Origin of the sequence: Oceanibacterium hippocampi (assembly GCF_900172325.1) — a bacterium.
Classification (GTDB): Bacteria; Pseudomonadota; Alphaproteobacteria; order Sneathiellales; family Sneathiellaceae; genus Oceanibacterium; species Oceanibacterium hippocampi.
On sequence record NZ_FWFR01000002.1, the window covers coordinates 516,486 to 533,661 of the forward strand.

Below are 17,176 nucleotides of genomic sequence, written 5' to 3' on the forward strand. Positions count from 1 at the left end.
GGGAGACCACCCATGGATACCGAGATGCTCATAGGCTCCCGCTTCGAGGCCGGCACGGAGACGGCGGAGCGTGTTCTCAATCCGAAGAACGAGGCGACCATCCTCGATCTTCCGGAAGCCTCGCCGGCCCAGATCGAGGCCGCGGTCGGCGCCGCCACGGCCGCCTTCACCACCTGGTCGCGCACGACCCCGGCCGAGCGTTCCGGCTATCTTCTGAAGATCGCCGAGCGGATCGAGGCCGAGGCCGACGGTTTCGCGGCGCTTGAGGCGCTCAATTGCGGCAAGCCGATCAACGCGGTCCGGGAAGACGAGATCCCGGCGATCGTCGACTGCTATCGCTTCTTCGCCGGCGCCGTGCGCTGCATGCCGGGAAACGCGGCGGGCGAGTACCTGAGCGGCTTCACCTCGATGGTTCGGCGCGACCCGATCGGCGTCGTCGCCTCGATCGCGCCCTGGAACTACCCGCTGATGATGATGGCCTGGAAGCTCGCACCCGCGATCGCCGGCGGCAACACCGTGGTCTTCAAGCCGTCCGAGCAGACCCCGCTGACGGCGCTCAAGCTCGCCCGGATCCTTGCCGACGTGCTGCCCGAGGGCGTCGTCAACGTCGTGCTCGGCCGGGGCGAGAGCGTCGGCAACGCGCTGATCAATCATCCGAAGGTCGACATGATCTCGATCACCGGCGACGTCGCGACCGGCAAGAAGGTCCTGCAGGCCGCCGCCAAGACGGTGAAGCGCACCCATCTGGAGCTCGGCGGCAAGGCCCCGGTCATCGTCTTCGACGACGCCGACATCGCCGAGGTGGTCGACGGTCTCCGGGCCTTCGGCTATTACAACGCCGGCCAGGACTGCACCGCCGCCTGCCGGATCTATGCCGGGGCCGGGGTCTACGAGAAGCTGGTCGCCGACCTCTCGTCGGCGGTCTCGACCATCCGCTTCGGCGAGGCGGACGACACGCAGAACGAGATCGGCCCGCTGATCTCCGGCCGCCAGCGCGACCGGGTCGCGAGCTTCGTCGAACGGGCCTCGGAGCTCAAGCATATCGAGATTACCACCGGCGGCGGCGCCCCGGACGGCAAGGGCTTCTTCTACCGGCCGACGGTGGTCGCCGGCGCCCTGCAGAACGACGAGATCGTTCGCCGCGAGGTTTTCGGCCCGGTGGTCTCGGTCACCCGCTTCTCCGATGTCGACGAGGCGGTCGCCTGGGCGAACGATTCAGACTACGGCCTCGCCTCCTCGGTCTGGACGAAGGACGTCTCGCGCGCCATGGCGACCGCTGCCCGGCTCAAGTACGGCTGCACCTGGATCAACACCCATTTCATGCTGACCAACGAGATGCCCCATGGCGGGCTGAAGCAGTCCGGCTACGGCAAGGACATGTCACTCTACGCGCTGGAGGATTACACCGCCGTCCGCCACGTGATGGTGAAGCACTAGAGCGAACCAGCGATCCGGCGGGCGGCACCGGCCGTCCGCCGCTCGCGCGCTCAACGATGCTACGCCTGCGGGGCGACGTCGACCGAGACCGAGATGGCATGCGAGCCGCCGCCGACCATGAAGCCGTTGATCGGGCTGACATCGCCGTAATCCCGGCCCCAGGCCAGCACGATATGCTCGTCGCCGGGAATGCAGTTGTTGGTCGGGTCGAAATCGACCCAGCCGTTGACCGGACACCAGACGGAAATCCAGGCGTGGGATTCGTCGGCCCCGACCAGCTTTTCCTGGCCGGCCGCCGGATGGGTGAGCAGGTAGCCGCTGACATAGCGGGCGGCAAGGCCGAGACTGCGCAGGCAGGCGACCTGAAGATGGGCGAAATCCTGGCAGACGCCGGTTCGCGACGACAGCACCTGCGCCACCGGCGTCGAGACATCGGTGACCCCGCCGCGATATTCAAAGCCGTTGTAGATCCGGTTCGTCATCTCCATCGCTGCGGCGAGAAGCGGCCGTCCGGGCGTGAAGCTCGCCACGGCGAAATCATGCACCGCATCGTCGATCCCGACATAGGGCGAGGCAAAGGCGAAGCGGCAGGCCTCGAGCGCCTCGGCATCGGTCGGGCCGAGCAGCAGCCCGGCCACTTCTTCCCACGGCCGGCTCGCCTCCAGGTCGATCGGCCCGGGACCGGTGACGTCGACACGGGCACGGGAATGGACGAGCAGCTTCGCGTGCGGTTCCTGCACCGTCAGGTGGGTGATCGGGTTGCCGTAGAAGTCCCGCCCGTCCTTGCGCACGGTCGGCGCCGGATCGACGACGATGGCAGCGGAGAGGCATTTCTGGCGTGGCGCGGTGCGCGGCGACAGATGCAGCACATGGTGCGATATCGAGACCGCCTGGGCATACTCGAAGCGCGTCCGGTGATTGACGTCGTAGATCATGACGGCATCTCGACCCATTGCGGCCCGGAGACATGCTGCGGCATCGAGTGGCTGAAATAGGTTCGTGCGATCAGGTCTGCCAGTTCCTTCACGCCCTCTTCGAGCTTGTGGGTCAGGCGCTCCAGCTTTTCCCGCTTGTCGCGGCGGCTCTGCCCGGCGAGCGCTTCCATGTCGGCCAGGCGGAGCGTCGCGTGGAGTTCGGTCGCGATCCGCTGGATCGGGCTGATGATCGCCTCCGAACTGTCGCTCGGCAGTTCCGACATGTGGGTTTCGAAGGCATTCAGCTGAAACAGAACCGAGCGCGGATTGGTCTCGTCCGCCATCAGCAGATCGAGCGCCGCGACCAGCCGGGGCACGGCCTTGTAACGCGTCCTGTAGGTCATCGTGCTGTCGGCCAGTTCGAGCAGCAGGCCGAGCGAACCGGTCGCCTCGGGATCGCCGCGCCCGGCAAGATTGCGGATCAGCCGGACCATGTGGCGGATCCTTTCGAGTCGACGCCCGAGGTCGAGGAAACGCCACGAATAGGCGCGCGTCATGTTCTCCATGATCATGCCGTTCAGCGCCGCCTGGTTGCGGATCATGCGGTCGAGAAGCTGCAACGCCTCGTCGACGTTGAGGCTGTCGCCGGGACCGCTCACCTCGACCGTCTCTACCAGTTCCATGAGGATCTGCCAGGTATCCTCCGACAAACGCTCGCGCACCAGGTTAGCGGTGCGCCGGACATTCCCGAGGATCGACACCAGCCCGTCCGGCGTGTCGCGCCCGAAGAGCACCCGGCCCAAGGCCGCCTCGACCGCGCCCATGCCGCCGGCGACCGCCTGGCGGGCACGCCGCTGGCTCAGATGTTCCTGCGCGACGAGCAGCTTGACCAGGCGATCGAGGGCCACCGGATGGGCCGCGAGGTCGGATTCGCCGTGCAGTCGGGTCAGCAGGCTCCGCAGCAGGCGGACCGTGCCCTCGCAGCGCTCGGCATAGCGGCCGAGCCAGAACAGGTTGTCGGCGGTGCGGCTTGGCAGATCGCGGCTGCCACGGCGCAGGCGAAGGGCATTGTGCGGCGCCGTCAGCAGGCTGAAAGTATCGACCGGCTCGTCGCTGAGCACCCAGCTGTCCTTGCTGATGTTGCTCTGTTCGAGCAGCGGTGCCTGGCTGATCGAGGCTTCCGAGACCCGGGTGAGCCCGCCGGGCATCACCTTGTAGCCATCCGCCGTGGCCGCGACATAGACCCGCAGCGTCATGTGCGCCGGTCGCAGACCCTGGCCGTCGAGCCAGACCGGCGTAGTCGACAGCGCGACCGGCTCCTGGCCGATGAACTTGTGCCCTTCCCGGCCGATCCGGCCGCGCAGCGCCTCGCGCTCCGCCGCGCTCAGCTCGGCGCCGATGAAGCGGTCCTGGCCGGGTCCGAGAATGGTCTTCGGCATCGTCACGTTGCGGACGATCAGGCGGTCGAGGTTGTCGAGCACGTAGGCGCGCTCCTGCGGCTGGCCGCACCACCAGCTCGCCACCCCCGGCATCTTCAGTTCCTCGTCCAACAGATGGCGGCAAAGCCCCGGCAGGAAACTCAGAAAGGCATCGCTTTCGACAAGGCCGCTGCCAAGCGCGTTGGCCACGACGACCTGCCCCGTGCGCGCCGCCTGGACCAGTCCCGGCACGCCGAGAAGCGAATCGGTGCGCAGTTCCAGCGGGTCGCAGTATTCCGATTCGACGCGCCGCATGACGAGGTCGACCGGCTTCAGCCCGTCGATGGTCTTCAGGAATAGGCGGTCGTCGCGAACCGTGAGATCCGAGCCCTCGACCACGCTGTAACCGAGATAGCGGGCGAGATAGGCATGTTCGAAATAGGTCGTCCGTCCCGGTCCCGGCGAGAGCAGCACGGCGAGCGGATCGTCATGGCGCGACAGGCTGAGGAAATGCTCGCTGAAACGGGCGAAGAAACTGGCGAGGCGCTGGACGTTGCTGGCTGCGAACAGGCCCGGCAGGCTGTTCGAGGCGACAAGCCGGTTCTCCAGCGCGTAGCCGGCCCCCGACGGGGCCTGGGTCCGGTCGCTCAGCACCCACCAGCGGCCATCCGGGGCACGGGCGATATCGAAGGCGAGCAGGTGCAGATGGACATTCTGCGGCACCGCGATGCCATGGCAGGGATTCAGGAACTGCGGATTGCCGAAGACCAGCGAGGGGGGCAGCTTGCCCGCCTTCAGCAGCGTCTGCGGCCCGTAGAGATCGCCCAGGATACGGTTGAGCAGGTCGGCGCGCTGGATCAGGCCCGCCTCGATCGCCTTCCACTCAGACGGCTCGATCAGCAGAGGGAAGAGATCGAGCTGCCAGGGACGGTCGCGATGTTCCGGGTCGCCCTGCGCCACGTAGGTGACGCTGTTCTCGCGCAAGAGGCGCGCGGCCATGCCCCGGGCCCGATCCCGCTCGGCCTCGGGCAGCGCCGCGAAGCCGTCGAGGAATTCCCGCCAGTGCGGCCGAACCGAGCCATCCGGGGCGATGACCTCGTCGAACTCGCCGCCGGACGGCGCATAGTCCGGCAACGGATCGATGGCGCCGTCGACGGCGGAATAACGCGCTCTTGTTGACGACATCTTTCAGGGTCCTGTACGCGGCACGGCGGCTAATATCACATGCCTTCCGGCAATCGTACAGGCGGACGGATGGACAAATCGTTGCCGCTCACGACCAGCGCAGGTCCAGGGTATGGGGAAATTCCGGCCGGCCGAGATCGCGCGGCGCCGGGGAGGCGCCGGTGGTATGGCCGAAGGCGAAGAAGCGAGCCAGCCGCCGGCTCTCCGCCTCATAGGCATTGACCGGGAACTGCTCGTAGTTGCGGCCGCCCGGATGGGCGACGTGATAGACACAGCCGGCGACCGCCCTGCCGGACCAGCGATCGTAGAGATCGATGGTCAGCGGCGCGTCGACCTCGATCGTCGGATGCAAGCTCGACGACGGCTTCCAGGCGCGATAGCGGATACCGCCGACATACTCGCCCTGCACGCCGGTCGCCGTCAGCGGCACCCGGCAGCCGTTGCAGGCAACCTCGTAACGCTCGCCGGCGAGGCCGGTGACCTTGACCTGCAGCCGCTCGACCGAGGCGTCGACGAAGCGGACGGTGCCGCCCGGCGCGCCTTCCTCGCCCATCACGTGCCAGGGTTCGAGCGCCTGGCGGATCTCCAGCCCGATCGTGTCGTGGCGGATCTCGCCGTACACCGGAAAGCGGAACTCCAGGTGCGGCGCGAACCACTCGATGCGCATCGGGTAGCCGGCCCGGTTGAGGTCGTCGATCACGTCCTGGAAGTCGGCGCGGACAAAGTGCGGCAGCATGAAGCGGTCGTGCAGGGCCGTCCCCCAGCGCACCGGCTTGCCCCTGTAGGGTGTCTTCCAGAACCGCGCGACAAGGGCACGGAGCAGGAGCTGCTGGGCGAGGCTCATCCGCGCGTGGGGCGGCATCTCGAAGGCGCGGAACTCGACCAGCCCGAGCCGCCCGGTCGGGCCGTCCGGCGAATAGAGCTTGTCGATGCAGATTTCCGAACGATGGGTATTGCCGCTGACGTCGATCAGGAGGTTGCGGAAGATCCGGTCGACCAGCCACAGCGGGACCTGTCCCGCGCCGGGTTCGGGAACCTGGGTGAAGGCGAGCTCGAGTTCGTAGAGCGAATCGTGGCGCGCCTCGTCGACCCGCGGCGCCTGGCTGGTCGGCCCGATGAACAGGCCGGAAAAGAGGTAGGAAAGCGCCGGATGATGCTGCCAGTAGCAGACCAGGCTGGCCAGCAGGTCCGGGCGGCGCAGGAACGGGCTGTCGGCGGGCGTCGGGCCGCCGAGCACGACATGGTTGCCGCCGCCGGTGCCGGTATGGCGGCCGTCGAGCATGAACTTCTCGGTACCGAGCCGGCTGTGATGGGCATCCTCGTAAATCGCCTCGGTGATCGCCTTCATCTCGGACCAGTCGCCGGCCGGGTGGACATTCACCTCGATTACACCCGGATCCGGGGTCACCCGGATCACGTTGACGCGCGGATCGTCCGGCGGCAGGTAGCCCTCGAGGTGGATCGGCACGTCGAGTTCGGCAGCCGTATCCTCGAGCGCGGTGACGAGTTCCAGGTAGTCCTCCAGCGTCTCGACCGGCGGCATGAAGACGCAGATGCGGCCCTCGCGCGGCTCGACGCTGAGGGCCGAGCGGACGATCTTCTTTCCCTCCCTGTCCGGCAACTCCTGCCCGACCAGGGTCTGCGGCGCCTGTGGCGCCGCGCTCTGGCCGCCCCGGCTGCGCAGGAACGGTTGACGACGCCGGTCGGGTTCAGGCAGGGGCGCCCGCTCCTCGAACGGATCGGCCGGCTGGATATAGGGATACTCGCCGGGCTCGACATGCGGCAGCGTGTCGATCGGCAGGCGAAAACCGACCGGCGAATCACCCGGGATCAGGAACAGGTGTTTCGCCCGCGTCGTCCACGGCTCGCTCATCCAGCGCCCCCCGCCGTCGCGGGCATTCCAGCGCTGCAGCGGCAGGACATAGCCGGTCGGCGTGCCAAGGCCGCGCTCGAAGACCTTGGCGAGCCGCTGGCGGGCCTGCGGGTCGTCGAGCTTGTTGGTTGCCGGGTCGAGGTTCTCCGGCAGCTTCCGCTCCTGCTCGATGAAATGCCAGGGATCCTCGTAAGCCGCCAGCACCGCGCCCTCGTCGACTTCCATGCGGGCCGCGATCCCGCGGGCGAAGGCTTCCGCCTCCTTCGGGCCGATCGCCGCCTTCGGCGCCTCGTCGGCGATCAGCGCCTCCTCGTTCCAGAGCGGCTGGCTGTCACGTCGCCAGTAGAGCGAGAAGGCCCAGCGCGGCAGTTGTTCGCCCGGATACCACTTGCCCTGGCCGAAATGGAGCAGGCCGTGCGGCGCGAAGCGCTTGCGCAGGCGCTTGATCAGGTCGACGGCGCGGGCCCGCTTCGTCGGGCCGACGGCGGCGATGTTCCATTCGGGGGCGTCGGGAAAGTCGATCGACACGAAGGTCGGTTCGCCGCCCATGGTCAGCCGCACGTCGCCGTCGGCGAGTTCCCTGTCGAGACGCCGGCCGAAGGCATCGATATCGGCCCAGGTCTCTTCCGAATAGGGCTTGGTGACACGCGGGCTCTCGAGGATGCGGCGGACCGACATCTCGTGGCCGAACTCGGTCTCGGCATATTCGAGGTTTCCCGAGATCGGCGCGGCCGTCGCCGGGTGCGGCGTGCAGGCAAGCGGGATATGGCCCTCGCCGGCGAACAGCCCCGAGGTCGGGTCGAGCCCGACCCAGCCGGCGCCGGGAAGGTAGACCTCGACCCAGGCATGCAGGTCGGTGAAATCGCGATCGGCGCCGGACGGCCCGTCGAGCGATTTGACGTCCGCCACGAGCTGGATCAGGTAGCCCGAGACGAAACGGGCGGCGAGGCCGAAATGGCGCAGGATCTGGACCAGAAGCCAGCTCGAATCACGGCACGAACCGCGCCCGCTCTCGAGCGTTTCCTCGGCCGACTGGACCCCGGGCTCGAGGCGGATCACATAGCCGATGTCGGACTGCAGCTTGCGATTGACGGCGACCAGGAAGTCGACCGTCGGCTGGTCCTCGGGCTCCGCGAAGGCCTGCAGCCAGGCCTTCAGGCGCGGTCCCTGCGCCGGCACTTCCAGGTAGGGGTCGAGATCGCTCTGCAGCAGCGGCTCGTAGGCGAACGGGTAACGTTCGGCCTCCGGCTCGAGAAAGAAGTCGAACGGATTGTGGATCACCATGTCCGCGACGAGGTCGACCTCGACATGGAATTCCATGATCTTCTCGGGATAGACCACGCGCGCCAGGAAATTGCCAAACGGATCCTGCTGCCAGTTCAGGAAATAGCCCTTCGGCTCGATCTTGAGCGCATAGCTCACGATCGGCGTCCGGCAATGTGGCGCCGGACGCAGCCGCACGACCTGGGGTCCCATGCCGGTCAGCCGGTCGTAGCGATAGCTGGTTCGATGGTTGAGCGCGACGTGAAGGGCCATGACGCAAACCGCCTTCCGTGGCCGGTTGAGCGAATCTGTCGACCGGACAATGAGCGCCCAGCAGCGAGGCGATGTCAACTCGACCGAAGAATCACGCCACCTACGGCCCCCGCGAAGCGCAAATTTCGTGACCCGGAGGCAATAAGATGGCAATCATAGCGAGCATCGTCGACGGGCGCGGCAGACGCCCCGTTGTCGTGACAAATAAATAGCCGGTCGCCGCAGGCGGCCCGAAAAAGTCTGAACCATAGGGAGTTCCGTACATGCGATTCACCGCTCTGACGACGGCCGCGGCCTGTATTCTGGCCCTGAGCGCCGGGACCGCCTTTGCAGCCTGCGATGCAGGCGAAACGGTCATCAAGTTCGCCCACGTCACCAACACCGACAAGCACCCGAAGGGTATTGCCGCGTCCCTGTTCGAGAAACGCGTGAACGAGGAGATGAACGGCAAGGTCTGCGTCGAGGTCTTCCCGAATTCCAGCCTCTACGACGACGACAAGGTTCTCGAGGCGATGCTGGCCGGCGACGTCCAGATGGCGGCCCCGTCGCTGTCCAAGTTCGAGAGCTTCACCAAGAAGTTCCGGATCTTCGACCTGCCCTTCATCTTCGACGACATCGCCGCGGTCGACCGATACCAGAACTCCGATGACGGCCAGAAGCTGAAGCGCTCGATGGAGCGGAAGGGCCTGCTCGGCCTCGCCTTCTGGCACAACGGCATGAAACAGCTTTCGGCCAAGAAGCCGCTGCTGGTGCCCGAGGACGCCAAGGGGCTCAAGTTCCGCATCCAGACGTCCGACGTGCTGCAGGCCCAGTTCGAGGCGCTCGGCGCGAACCCGCAGAAGATGGCCTTCAAGGAAGTCTACGGCGCCCTCCAGACCGGCGTCATCGACGGCCAGGAGAACACCTGGTCGAACATCTACGGCCAGAAGTTCTTCGAGGTCCAGGACGGCGCCACCGAGACCAACCATGGCATCATCGACTATCTGGTGGTGACCTCGACCGACTTCTGGAACGGCCTGCCGGATGACGTCCGCGGCCAGCTCGAGACGATCCTCGCCGAGGTGACGAGCGAGCGGAACGCCGAATCGACGGCGGTCAACGAGGAGAACAAGCAGCTCATCATCAAGGCCGGCAGCAAGGTCCGGACCCTGACGCCCGAGCAGCGCAAGGCCTGGGTCGCGGCGATGAAGCCGGTCTGGTCCAAGTTCGCCGATGGCATCGGCCAGGACGTGATCGACGCCGCGGTCTCCTACAACGCGACGAACTGACGCCCCGTTGGACGCGGGCCGGGATTGACCGGCCCGCGTCTTCGACGCCAGCTCGGGCGTGAGCGCCCGCCACCGCTCCCGCCCTCATCCCGACCAGTTCCGGGGGGAGGACCGCCAGATGGACAGCACTCCGAGGACGGCGACAGGGCGATGGATCAACGGGATCGAGGAGGGCCTGATCGCGCTTCTCCTCGGGCTCATGACGATCATCACGTTCGCCAACGTGATCGCCCGCTACGTTTTCAATTCCAACATTCTCTGGGCCCTCGAGACGACCCTGTTCCTGTTCGCCTGGCTGGGCCTTATCGGCGCCTCCTACTGCGTCAAGACGACCGCCCATCTCGGCGTCGACGCGCTCCTCAACATCGTCTCGCCAAGGCTGCGCAGGCTGCTCGGTTTCGCCGCGGTGGCGAGCTGCCTCGTCTTCTCCTTCCTGCTGCTCTACGGCGCCTGGCAATACTGGCTGCCCTTCGCGACCAAGAACATCTGGTACGAGGTCAACGACATCCCCATGCCGGGCTTCCTGCGTTTCCTGGAGGACCTGGTGAACGAGGGCGAGACCTACGAGAAGCTGCCACGCTTCATCCCGTATTTCGCCATGCCGCTCGGCATCACGCTGCTGACCTTCCGCTTCCTGCAGGCGGCCTGGCAGATCGCGACCGGCAAGCGGGAACGGCTGATCGCGAGCCACGAGGCCGAAGAGCTGGTCCACGACGCCGCCACCAATCGCCGGGAGGCCTGAGCGATGCAGATCGTCATCCTGTTCAGCCTCGTCATCGGTTTCCTGGTCATCGGCGTGCCGATCGCGGTCAGCCTCGGCCTGGCCTCGATCATCTTCCTGCTCGTCTTCTCCGACAGCTCGCTCGGTTCGGTCGCGCAGACCCTGTTCGACGCCTTCGCCGGTCATTACACGCTGCTCGCCATCCCCTTCTTCATCCTCGCCTCGACCTTCATGTCGACCGGCGGCGTCGCCCGGCGGATCATCCGTTTCGCGATTGCCTGTGTCGGCCATTTCCAGGGCGGCCTGGCAATCGCCGGCGTCTTCGCCTGCATGCTGTTCGCGGCACTGTCCGGCTCGTCGCCGGCGACCGTCGTCGCGATCGGCAGCATCGTCATCGCCGGCATGCGGCAGGTCGGCTACACCCGCGACTTCGCCGCCGGCGTGATCTGCAATGCCGGCACGCTGGGCATACTGATCCCGCCTTCGATCGTGATGGTGGTCTATGCCTCGGCGGTCGACGTCTCGGTCGGGCGGATGTTCCTGGCCGGGGTGATCCCCGGACTGGTCGCCGGCCTGATGCTGATGATCGGCATCTACGTGACCGCGAAGATCCGCAACCTGCCCGCCCAGGACTGGGTCGGCTGGCGGGAGATCGTGGCGGCGGCATCGGACGCGATCTGGGGCCTGCTGCTCATCGTCATCATTCTCGGCGGGATCTACGGCGGCATCTTCACGCCGACAGAGGCGGCCGCCGTCGCCGCCGTCTACGCCTTCCTGATCGCCAATTTCGTCTATCGCGACATGGGTCCACTGAAGGGCGAAGGCGAGGTCCGCCACTCGTTCTTCCGGAACCCGACGGCCCTGCTGACGGTCTGGTTCCACCCGGACACCAAGCATGCGCTGTTCGAGGCCGGCAAGCTCACCGTCATGCTGATGTTCATCATCGCCAACGCGCTGATCCTGAAGCATGTGCTGACCGACGAGCAGATCCCCCAGGCGATCGCCGGGGCCATGCTCGACGCCGGCTTCGGGCCGATCATGTTCCTGGTGATCGTGAACATCATCCTGCTGATCGGCGGTCAGTTCATGGAGCCGTCCGGACTGATCGTCATCGTCGCGCCGCTGGTCTTCCCGATCGCCATACAGCTTGGCATCGATCCGATCCACCTCGGCATCATCATGGTGGTCAACATGGAGATCGGCATGATCACGCCGCCGGTCGGGCTCAACCTGTTCGTCACCGCGGGCGTCGCCGGCATGTCGATGATGGGGGTCGTGCGCGCGGCGCTGCCGTGGCTCGGCATCCTGTTCATCTTCCTGATCATGGTGACCTACATCCCGTGGCTCTCGACGTTCCTGCCGACCGCGCTGATGGGACCGGAGATCATCACCAGCCAATGACGGTCGGCGTCAGGCCCGCTCGGCAACCAGCGGATAGCTGACCGTCCGGGTGCCGGGAACGAAGTCGGCGAGCTTGAGATCCCAGCGCTGGCCGGGCCAGCACAGCGCCATCGTCCGCCTCTTCGCCCAGTAGGCGGCGGTATAGAGGGTGCCGAAGCCGCGATCGAAGGCGAGCGAGTAGAGCGGCGGCTTCTGGAACGCGGCGATGAAACTCGCCTGCGATTCCGGGTGGTGGGTCAACCGCTGCAGCAGGAAGCGTTCGCGCTCGACGGTCGCCGTGGCGCGCGCATGATGGACCAGTTCGACCCGTTCCTGGTGATTGGTCGCGACCGCCGCGCGGGTCACCAGGGGCGCCCGGTCCGGCGCCAGATAGACCGTCGCCCAGCGCCGCTCGGCATCGAGCACGGTGACATTGTAGGCCATGTGCGTCGGGATCCGGGTCAGCGTCTCGGCCGCCTCGGCCGCCGTCGTGCAGGTCTGCAGGACGTAGCGCAGGATGATCGGCACGCCGAAGCCGTCGCCGACCGCGCTGCGCCCGCCGAAGGTGAGCGAGATCGCCAACCCGGCGTCGTTCACGCCGTCGACCAGGCCGACCAGGCAGTCGCTGGTGCCCATCACCGCACGCCCCATCCATTCGTCGCGCAGCACCACCCCGTCGAAGGCGAAGGGGCTGTAGTCGTAGTTGCGGACCAGCAGCGGCGTGGCGCCGGTCCAGACCGCCTGCGAACAGCCGCTGAGATAGCGCGGCGGCCGATAGAGACTGAGGAAACGCGCCGCCAGGTCGCCGCCACCGGCGAGCCCGCAAAGCCGCTCCCACACGGGGACGAATTCCGGCATGTGGGTGGCGAGCGCGCGACGGCAGGCGAGATAGGTCGGACGCGCCTCCTCGCCCTCGCTCAGATACCAGCGGCGATAGGCCGGCCAGCTGCGCTCGAAGAGCTGACGCCAGACCGCCCCCGTCGCGTCGTCGGAAAGCGCGGAAAAGGTCAGGTTCATGGCCGTCCTGCGATCAAAGCCTCATGGGCGCCGGGCCCGATCGGCATCCGGCGCCCGCCTGCCACCCGTCCTAGAGGATCTTGAACGCGTGGCCGTCTTCCAGTTCGCCCGGCGCGGCCGCCGTCAGCGGGCGCCCCTTGAACTGCGCGCGGATCGAGCTGATCCACTGTTTCGACCGCTGGGTCAACCGGAAACGGTTGTCCATCGCCCGCCCCCGGGTCACCAGGATGCCGAGATCCGCGCCTTCGTAGCGGTAGTCGCCCGGCCTCAGGATGCGCAGGAAGAAGGCCTCCTGTTCGCTGTCGACGGCACGGCGGTGATAGTCGAAGCGGTCATACTCGATACCGCCGTCGTCCCTGAGCCGCCAGATCCCCGATTCCGGAGCCTCGGTGAGGATGTCGATCGAATCCTCGGTATGCTTGATGACCATCTGGCACCAGGAATCGATGTTGCCCGCGTTGGCCCAGCGCTCGTTCAGTTCGTCGATCGCGATGTCGAAGGAAACGCCCGAGAATTCCAGCAGATGGAACAGGAACAGCGGCGCGTCCGCATGGGCGAAGGCGGCATGATTGGTCATCGAGCTGGCGCCGGTGATGCGCGGGTTGAGCTCGCCCAGGTAGATTTCCTTGGAATCCTGGTCGATCAGGAAATCCAGTTCGAAATAGCCGCGATAGCCTTCCTTGCGAAGCTGCTCGCCGAAGCGGAAGGTATATTCGCGCGCCTTCTCCCGGACCGTCTTGGCGAAGGCGTTGGCGAAGATCTCGTTGCCGCACCAGCCGCCGCGATAGGGCGTCAGTTCCTTGAAGCCGACCAGTTCGGTCATCAGCGGGCCGACGATGGTGCCGGCCTTGGTCGTGCAGGCCTCGATCGCCGAGCCGCGGCACTTGATCCGCTTCATCACCTTGATCTCGCCCTGGCCGATGATCTCGTGGGCATGGCGGCGGAAATCGGCGGCCGACTTGATGAAGAAGGTCGTGTGTCCGGAGTCGCCGAAGGCCGACTGCAGCACCAGGTCGCTGCCGAGTTTCGCCTTCTTCGCGACCTCCTGCAGCTGCTCGTAGCTCTCGATCTCGGCGAGCGCGTTGGGCACGCTCGGCACCCCCGCCTTGTTGCCGATCCGGACCGTCTCGATCTTGTTGTCGACCCGGTTGCGGAGCTTGGCCTTCGGGAACCAGACATCGCAGCCGAGTTCCTTGGCGAGCTTCTCGGTCTCCTCGTCGAACATGAGGAAGACCAGCTTGGGCTTGCCGCCGCGACGCTTGATCGCGTCGATCACTTCCTTGTGCTGTAGCAGGTAGTTGTTGATCTCCTCGATCGACTGGAACTCCGCATGCGGCTGCTCGGTCGGACAGAGGACGTTCGGGTGGCGGCCGTCATAACAATCCAGATAGTTGATATACTTGAAATTCCGGACCCACTCGTCGATTCCGAGCAGGTTGAAATTGGTCGCACTGATGAAGAAGATCGGCTTCTCGTTGCGATGGAAATAACGCCGGATCTCGGAGATGTTTTTCAGCTTGCGCGATGCAGCCATTGACGATGCCTCCTGACGTTCCTGTCTGACGTTTCTTTTTCGTCCGCGCCGGCTGACGCGAACGGGTCTTTTCCGTCCGCGCCGACCGGCACGAACGGGTCGAACCGTTCAGCCCGCGGCCTTGCGTTTGCCCGCGGCGGAGCGGCGGCTCAAAAGCTTCTTCAGGGCCTCCTCGGTGAAGACGCGGAGCCCGAGTTCAGGCCGGTAGCCGTGGATTTCCTTGACGTCCAGAGCCCGCATGAAGCGCAGGATCTCGGCGCTGATAACCTGGCCCGGAACGAGGATCGGGAAACCCGGCGGATAGGGGATGATGAAGGCGGTCGAAACGACCTCCCTGCCCGATTCCATGGCCGCGTCGAGGCTGCCGTCGTCGAGCGAGAGATGTTCGCAATTGCCGTCGTCGTAGGCGAGAAAGAAGGCCTCGCGAAGATCGCCCTCGGGCGTGTCCGAGCCGTCGCGGGCACGGAACGCCTCGTGGAAGCGCGAGAAATCGGGCAGCGGCGGCAGATCCTCGTTGAGCGAACGGACACGCCGCTCGAACACCTTGCGCTCGGTCGGGCTGGCATCCTCGATCTGGTCGTCGATCTCCCGGGCGACCTCGACCAGAACCTCGATCAGATAGGCCACCGACGAGCGGGTGGTGCCGATATTGGTCATGAAAAGCACGGTATTGCGCGAGGTCTTGTTGACCTGGATACCGAACCGGTCCATCAGCGTCTTGTTCTTGAAGGTGTCGCCGTCGAAGCCCGTCGCGCCGACGGCCAGCGTGATCCGCGAGGCATCGAGGGTGAACTCGTCCTGGGCCCAGGCGTCCCAGGCGTCGTTCCAGCCATGCTCCGGGTCGAAATAGGACTTGATGCCGCTCTCCCTGTATTCAGACGGGATCAGATCGGCGACCGTGAGAACCTTGAAATACTTGCATAAAAGCGGGTTGGTCGAGATGCTCCGGCGCATCGCCATGGCGGCTTCGATCTGCTTCTGGACGAACTCGAAGCCTTCCAGTTCCACCTGCCGCCGACCGACATCGAGGGAGGCGATGATCTGGTAGTTCGGCGAGGTCGAGGTATGCGTCATGTAGGCCTCGTGAAAGGCCTCCTCCACCTCGCCCCGGAAGTTCTGGTCGTGGATGTGGATCATCGACCCCTGCCGGAGCGAGGTCAGGGTCTTGTGGGTCGACTGGGTGGCATAGACCCGGACCCGCGTCCGGTCGGGATCCGGCAGCAGCCGGGTTGCCAGCAGGGTCTCGTCGTCGGCGTCCTTCAGGGTCTTGGCCTGGGCCGCGCAGCGGGCCCGGTAGTCCGGATCGCGGAAACGGTCACGCAACAGGTCGGCGCAGTACATCGCCGTGCGCTGCCGGTAGGTCGGGCCGAAGCGGGCGAAGGCGAACCACGCCTCGTCCCAGAGGAAGACGAGGTCCGGCTTGATCGCCAGGCACTCCTCCATGACCCGCTCGACGTTGTAGACGATGCCGTCGAAGGTGCAGTTGGTCAGCAGCAGCATCCGCACCCGGTCGAGCTTGCCGGCGCGCTTCAGTTCGAGCAGCCGGCGCTTGATCTCCTTCAGCGGCACCGCGCCGTACATCGAGTAGGGCTGGAGCGGATAGCTGTCGAGATAGACCACATGGGCGCCGGCCAGCACCATCCCGTAATGGTGCGACTTGTGGCAGTCGCGATCGACCAGGATGATGTCGCCCGGCCGCACCAGGGCCTGGACGACGATCTTGTTGCAGGTCGAGGTGCCGTTGGTCGCGAAAACCGTCTTCTTCGAACCGAAGGCCCGCGTCGCGAGCTCCTGCGCCTTCTTGATCGGGCCATGCGGCTCGAGCAGCGAGTCGAGCCCGCCCGAGGTTGCCGAGGTCTCGGCGTGGAAGATGTTGGCGCCGTAGAATTCGCCCATGTCCTGGATCCAGTGGGACCGGGTGATCGACTTCCCGCGGCTGATCGGAAGCGCGTGGAAGACGCCGGTCGGCTGCCGGGAATAGGCCTTCAGCGCGCTGAAGAACGGCGTCTCGTAACGCGCCGCGACGCCGCGCAGGATATTCAGATGCAGTTCGTTGAAGTCTTCTTGGTTGTAGAAGACCCGGCGGCAGCTGCCCAGGTCGCGGCCGGCAATATCCTCGACCGAGCGGTCGGTGACGAGGAACAGGTCCAGTTCGGGCCGCACCCGGCTGATCATGCGGCAGAGTGCCGGGCCGAGATCCTGCATCGGTATATCGTCGATCTGGATTTCGCCCACTTCCGAAAGATAGCGCTTCAACACCTTGAGTTCATTGCGCGATCGGAGGTCGAACCCATGGCGGACCACGACGGACTGGATGTTGTGGTTGAACATCACCGCGATCAGAGCGTCCTCGAGGCTCGGCACGACCACCGCGCGATAGACGAACGGATCCTCGTGCCGGCGCATGTCGTCGAGGCTCCTGTGCAGCGCATGTTCCTGCGCGGCGGTCAGGAGATCGACGATGAGGACCTCGAAATAGGGCTTCGCATGGGCGCGCGCCTCGAGGCTGTCAGGCTCGCTGTCGTCGTCCTGGCTTTCCTCGTGCAGCGGTATGGTGCGACGGCGATAGGCCCCGCTTTGCAAAGCCCGCGAGATGCGCCGGGTGCCGAAGGCGAAATCATCGTAACGTCCCCGGTGCAACAGGTCGCGCAACACGGTGAAGCCCTCGGCCCCGGGGAAGGCCCAGTAGATCTCGATCGGTTCCAGCGAATCGAGCAGCGCGACGGCCTTGGCGACGAGATCGCTTCGCCGGATATCCGAACGTTCCCGGCTGATCCTCTGCGCCGTTTCGCGGAGATCGCTCCAGCGATCCGTCCGCACCTGAACCGCGCTGTAATATTCGGCGATCGAATGTCCGCTTCGGACAATGGGGCTGTCGTTCACGACGTCTCGT

At 66.0% G+C, this 17,176-nt stretch carries 10 protein-coding genes; 4 read left to right on the top strand and 6 right to left on the bottom strand.

What is annotated here, in order from left to right:
• The first annotated feature begins 12 nt into the window (after nt 1–12).
• Complete coding sequence (locus OCH7691_RS13400; RefSeq protein ID WP_085884031.1) at nt 13–1,437, top strand: gamma-aminobutyraldehyde dehydrogenase; 1,425 nt, start codon at nt 13–15, stop codon at nt 1,435–1,437.
• A gap of 59 nt (nt 1,438–1,496) precedes the next feature.
• Here the strand turns inward: OCH7691_RS13400 and OCH7691_RS13405 are convergent, their stop codons facing one another.
• From OCH7691_RS13405 to OCH7691_RS13415, 3 genes are all read right to left on the bottom strand, one after another.
• A complete protein-coding gene (locus OCH7691_RS13405) occupies nt 1,497–2,372 on the bottom strand; it encodes a transglutaminase family protein (protein ID WP_085884032.1) in 876 nt (291 codons plus the stop codon).
• Nucleotides 2,369–4,954, bottom strand: coding sequence for a circularly permuted type 2 ATP-grasp protein (locus OCH7691_RS13410; protein ID WP_085884033.1), 2,586 nt, complete (start codon nt 4,952–4,954; stop codon nt 2,369–2,371). Before OCH7691_RS13410 ends, OCH7691_RS13405 begins: the two co-directional genes overlap by 4 nt.
• Nucleotides 4,955–5,042: 88 nt before the next feature.
• Nucleotides 5,043–8,363, bottom strand: coding sequence for a transglutaminase family protein (locus OCH7691_RS13415; RefSeq protein ID WP_085884034.1), 3,321 nt, complete (start codon nt 8,361–8,363; stop codon nt 5,043–5,045).
• 263 nt (nt 8,364–8,626) lie between these two features.
• On the opposite strand from OCH7691_RS13415, the gene OCH7691_RS13420 reads away from it, so the two are divergent.
• The 3 genes from OCH7691_RS13420 to OCH7691_RS13430 all read left to right on the top strand — a co-directional run bounded on the left by OCH7691_RS13420 (nt 8,627) and on the right by OCH7691_RS13430 (nt 11,753).
• A complete protein-coding gene (locus OCH7691_RS13420) occupies nt 8,627–9,631 on the top strand; it encodes a TRAP transporter substrate-binding protein (protein ID WP_085884035.1) in 1,005 nt (334 codons plus the stop codon).
• Between the two features lie 118 nt (nt 9,632–9,749).
• Nucleotides 9,750–10,373 carry a TRAP transporter small permease gene (locus OCH7691_RS13425; RefSeq protein WP_085884036.1) on the top strand — a complete coding sequence of 208 codons (624 nt, stop codon included), beginning with the start codon at nt 9,750–9,752 and terminating at the stop codon, nt 10,371–10,373.
• 3 nt (nt 10,374–10,376) lie between these two features.
• Nucleotides 10,377–11,753, top strand: coding sequence for a TRAP transporter large permease (locus tag OCH7691_RS13430; protein WP_085884037.1), 1,377 nt, complete (start codon nt 10,377–10,379; stop codon nt 11,751–11,753).
• 9 nt (nt 11,754–11,762) lie between these two features.
• On the opposite strand, the gene OCH7691_RS13435 is transcribed toward OCH7691_RS13430, so the two are convergent.
• The 3 genes from OCH7691_RS13435 to OCH7691_RS13445 form a co-directional block, all read right to left on the bottom strand.
• Nucleotides 11,763–12,749 (bottom strand): C45 family autoproteolytic acyltransferase/hydrolase, encoded by a 987-nt coding sequence (locus tag OCH7691_RS13435; protein WP_176245051.1) that lies wholly within the window; start codon nt 12,747–12,749, stop codon nt 11,763–11,765.
• A gap of 70 nt (nt 12,750–12,819) precedes the next feature.
• On the bottom strand, nt 12,820–14,283 hold the full coding sequence (locus OCH7691_RS13440) for a biotin carboxylase (RefSeq protein ID WP_085884039.1): 1,464 nt from the start codon (nt 14,281–14,283) through the stop codon (nt 12,820–12,822).
• Nucleotides 14,284–14,391: 108 nt separating this feature from the next.
• Nucleotides 14,392–17,166, bottom strand: coding sequence for an aminotransferase class I/II-fold pyridoxal phosphate-dependent enzyme (locus OCH7691_RS13445; RefSeq protein ID WP_085884040.1), 2,775 nt, complete (start codon nt 17,164–17,166; stop codon nt 14,392–14,394).
• Nucleotides 17,167–17,176 lie beyond the last annotated feature (10 nt).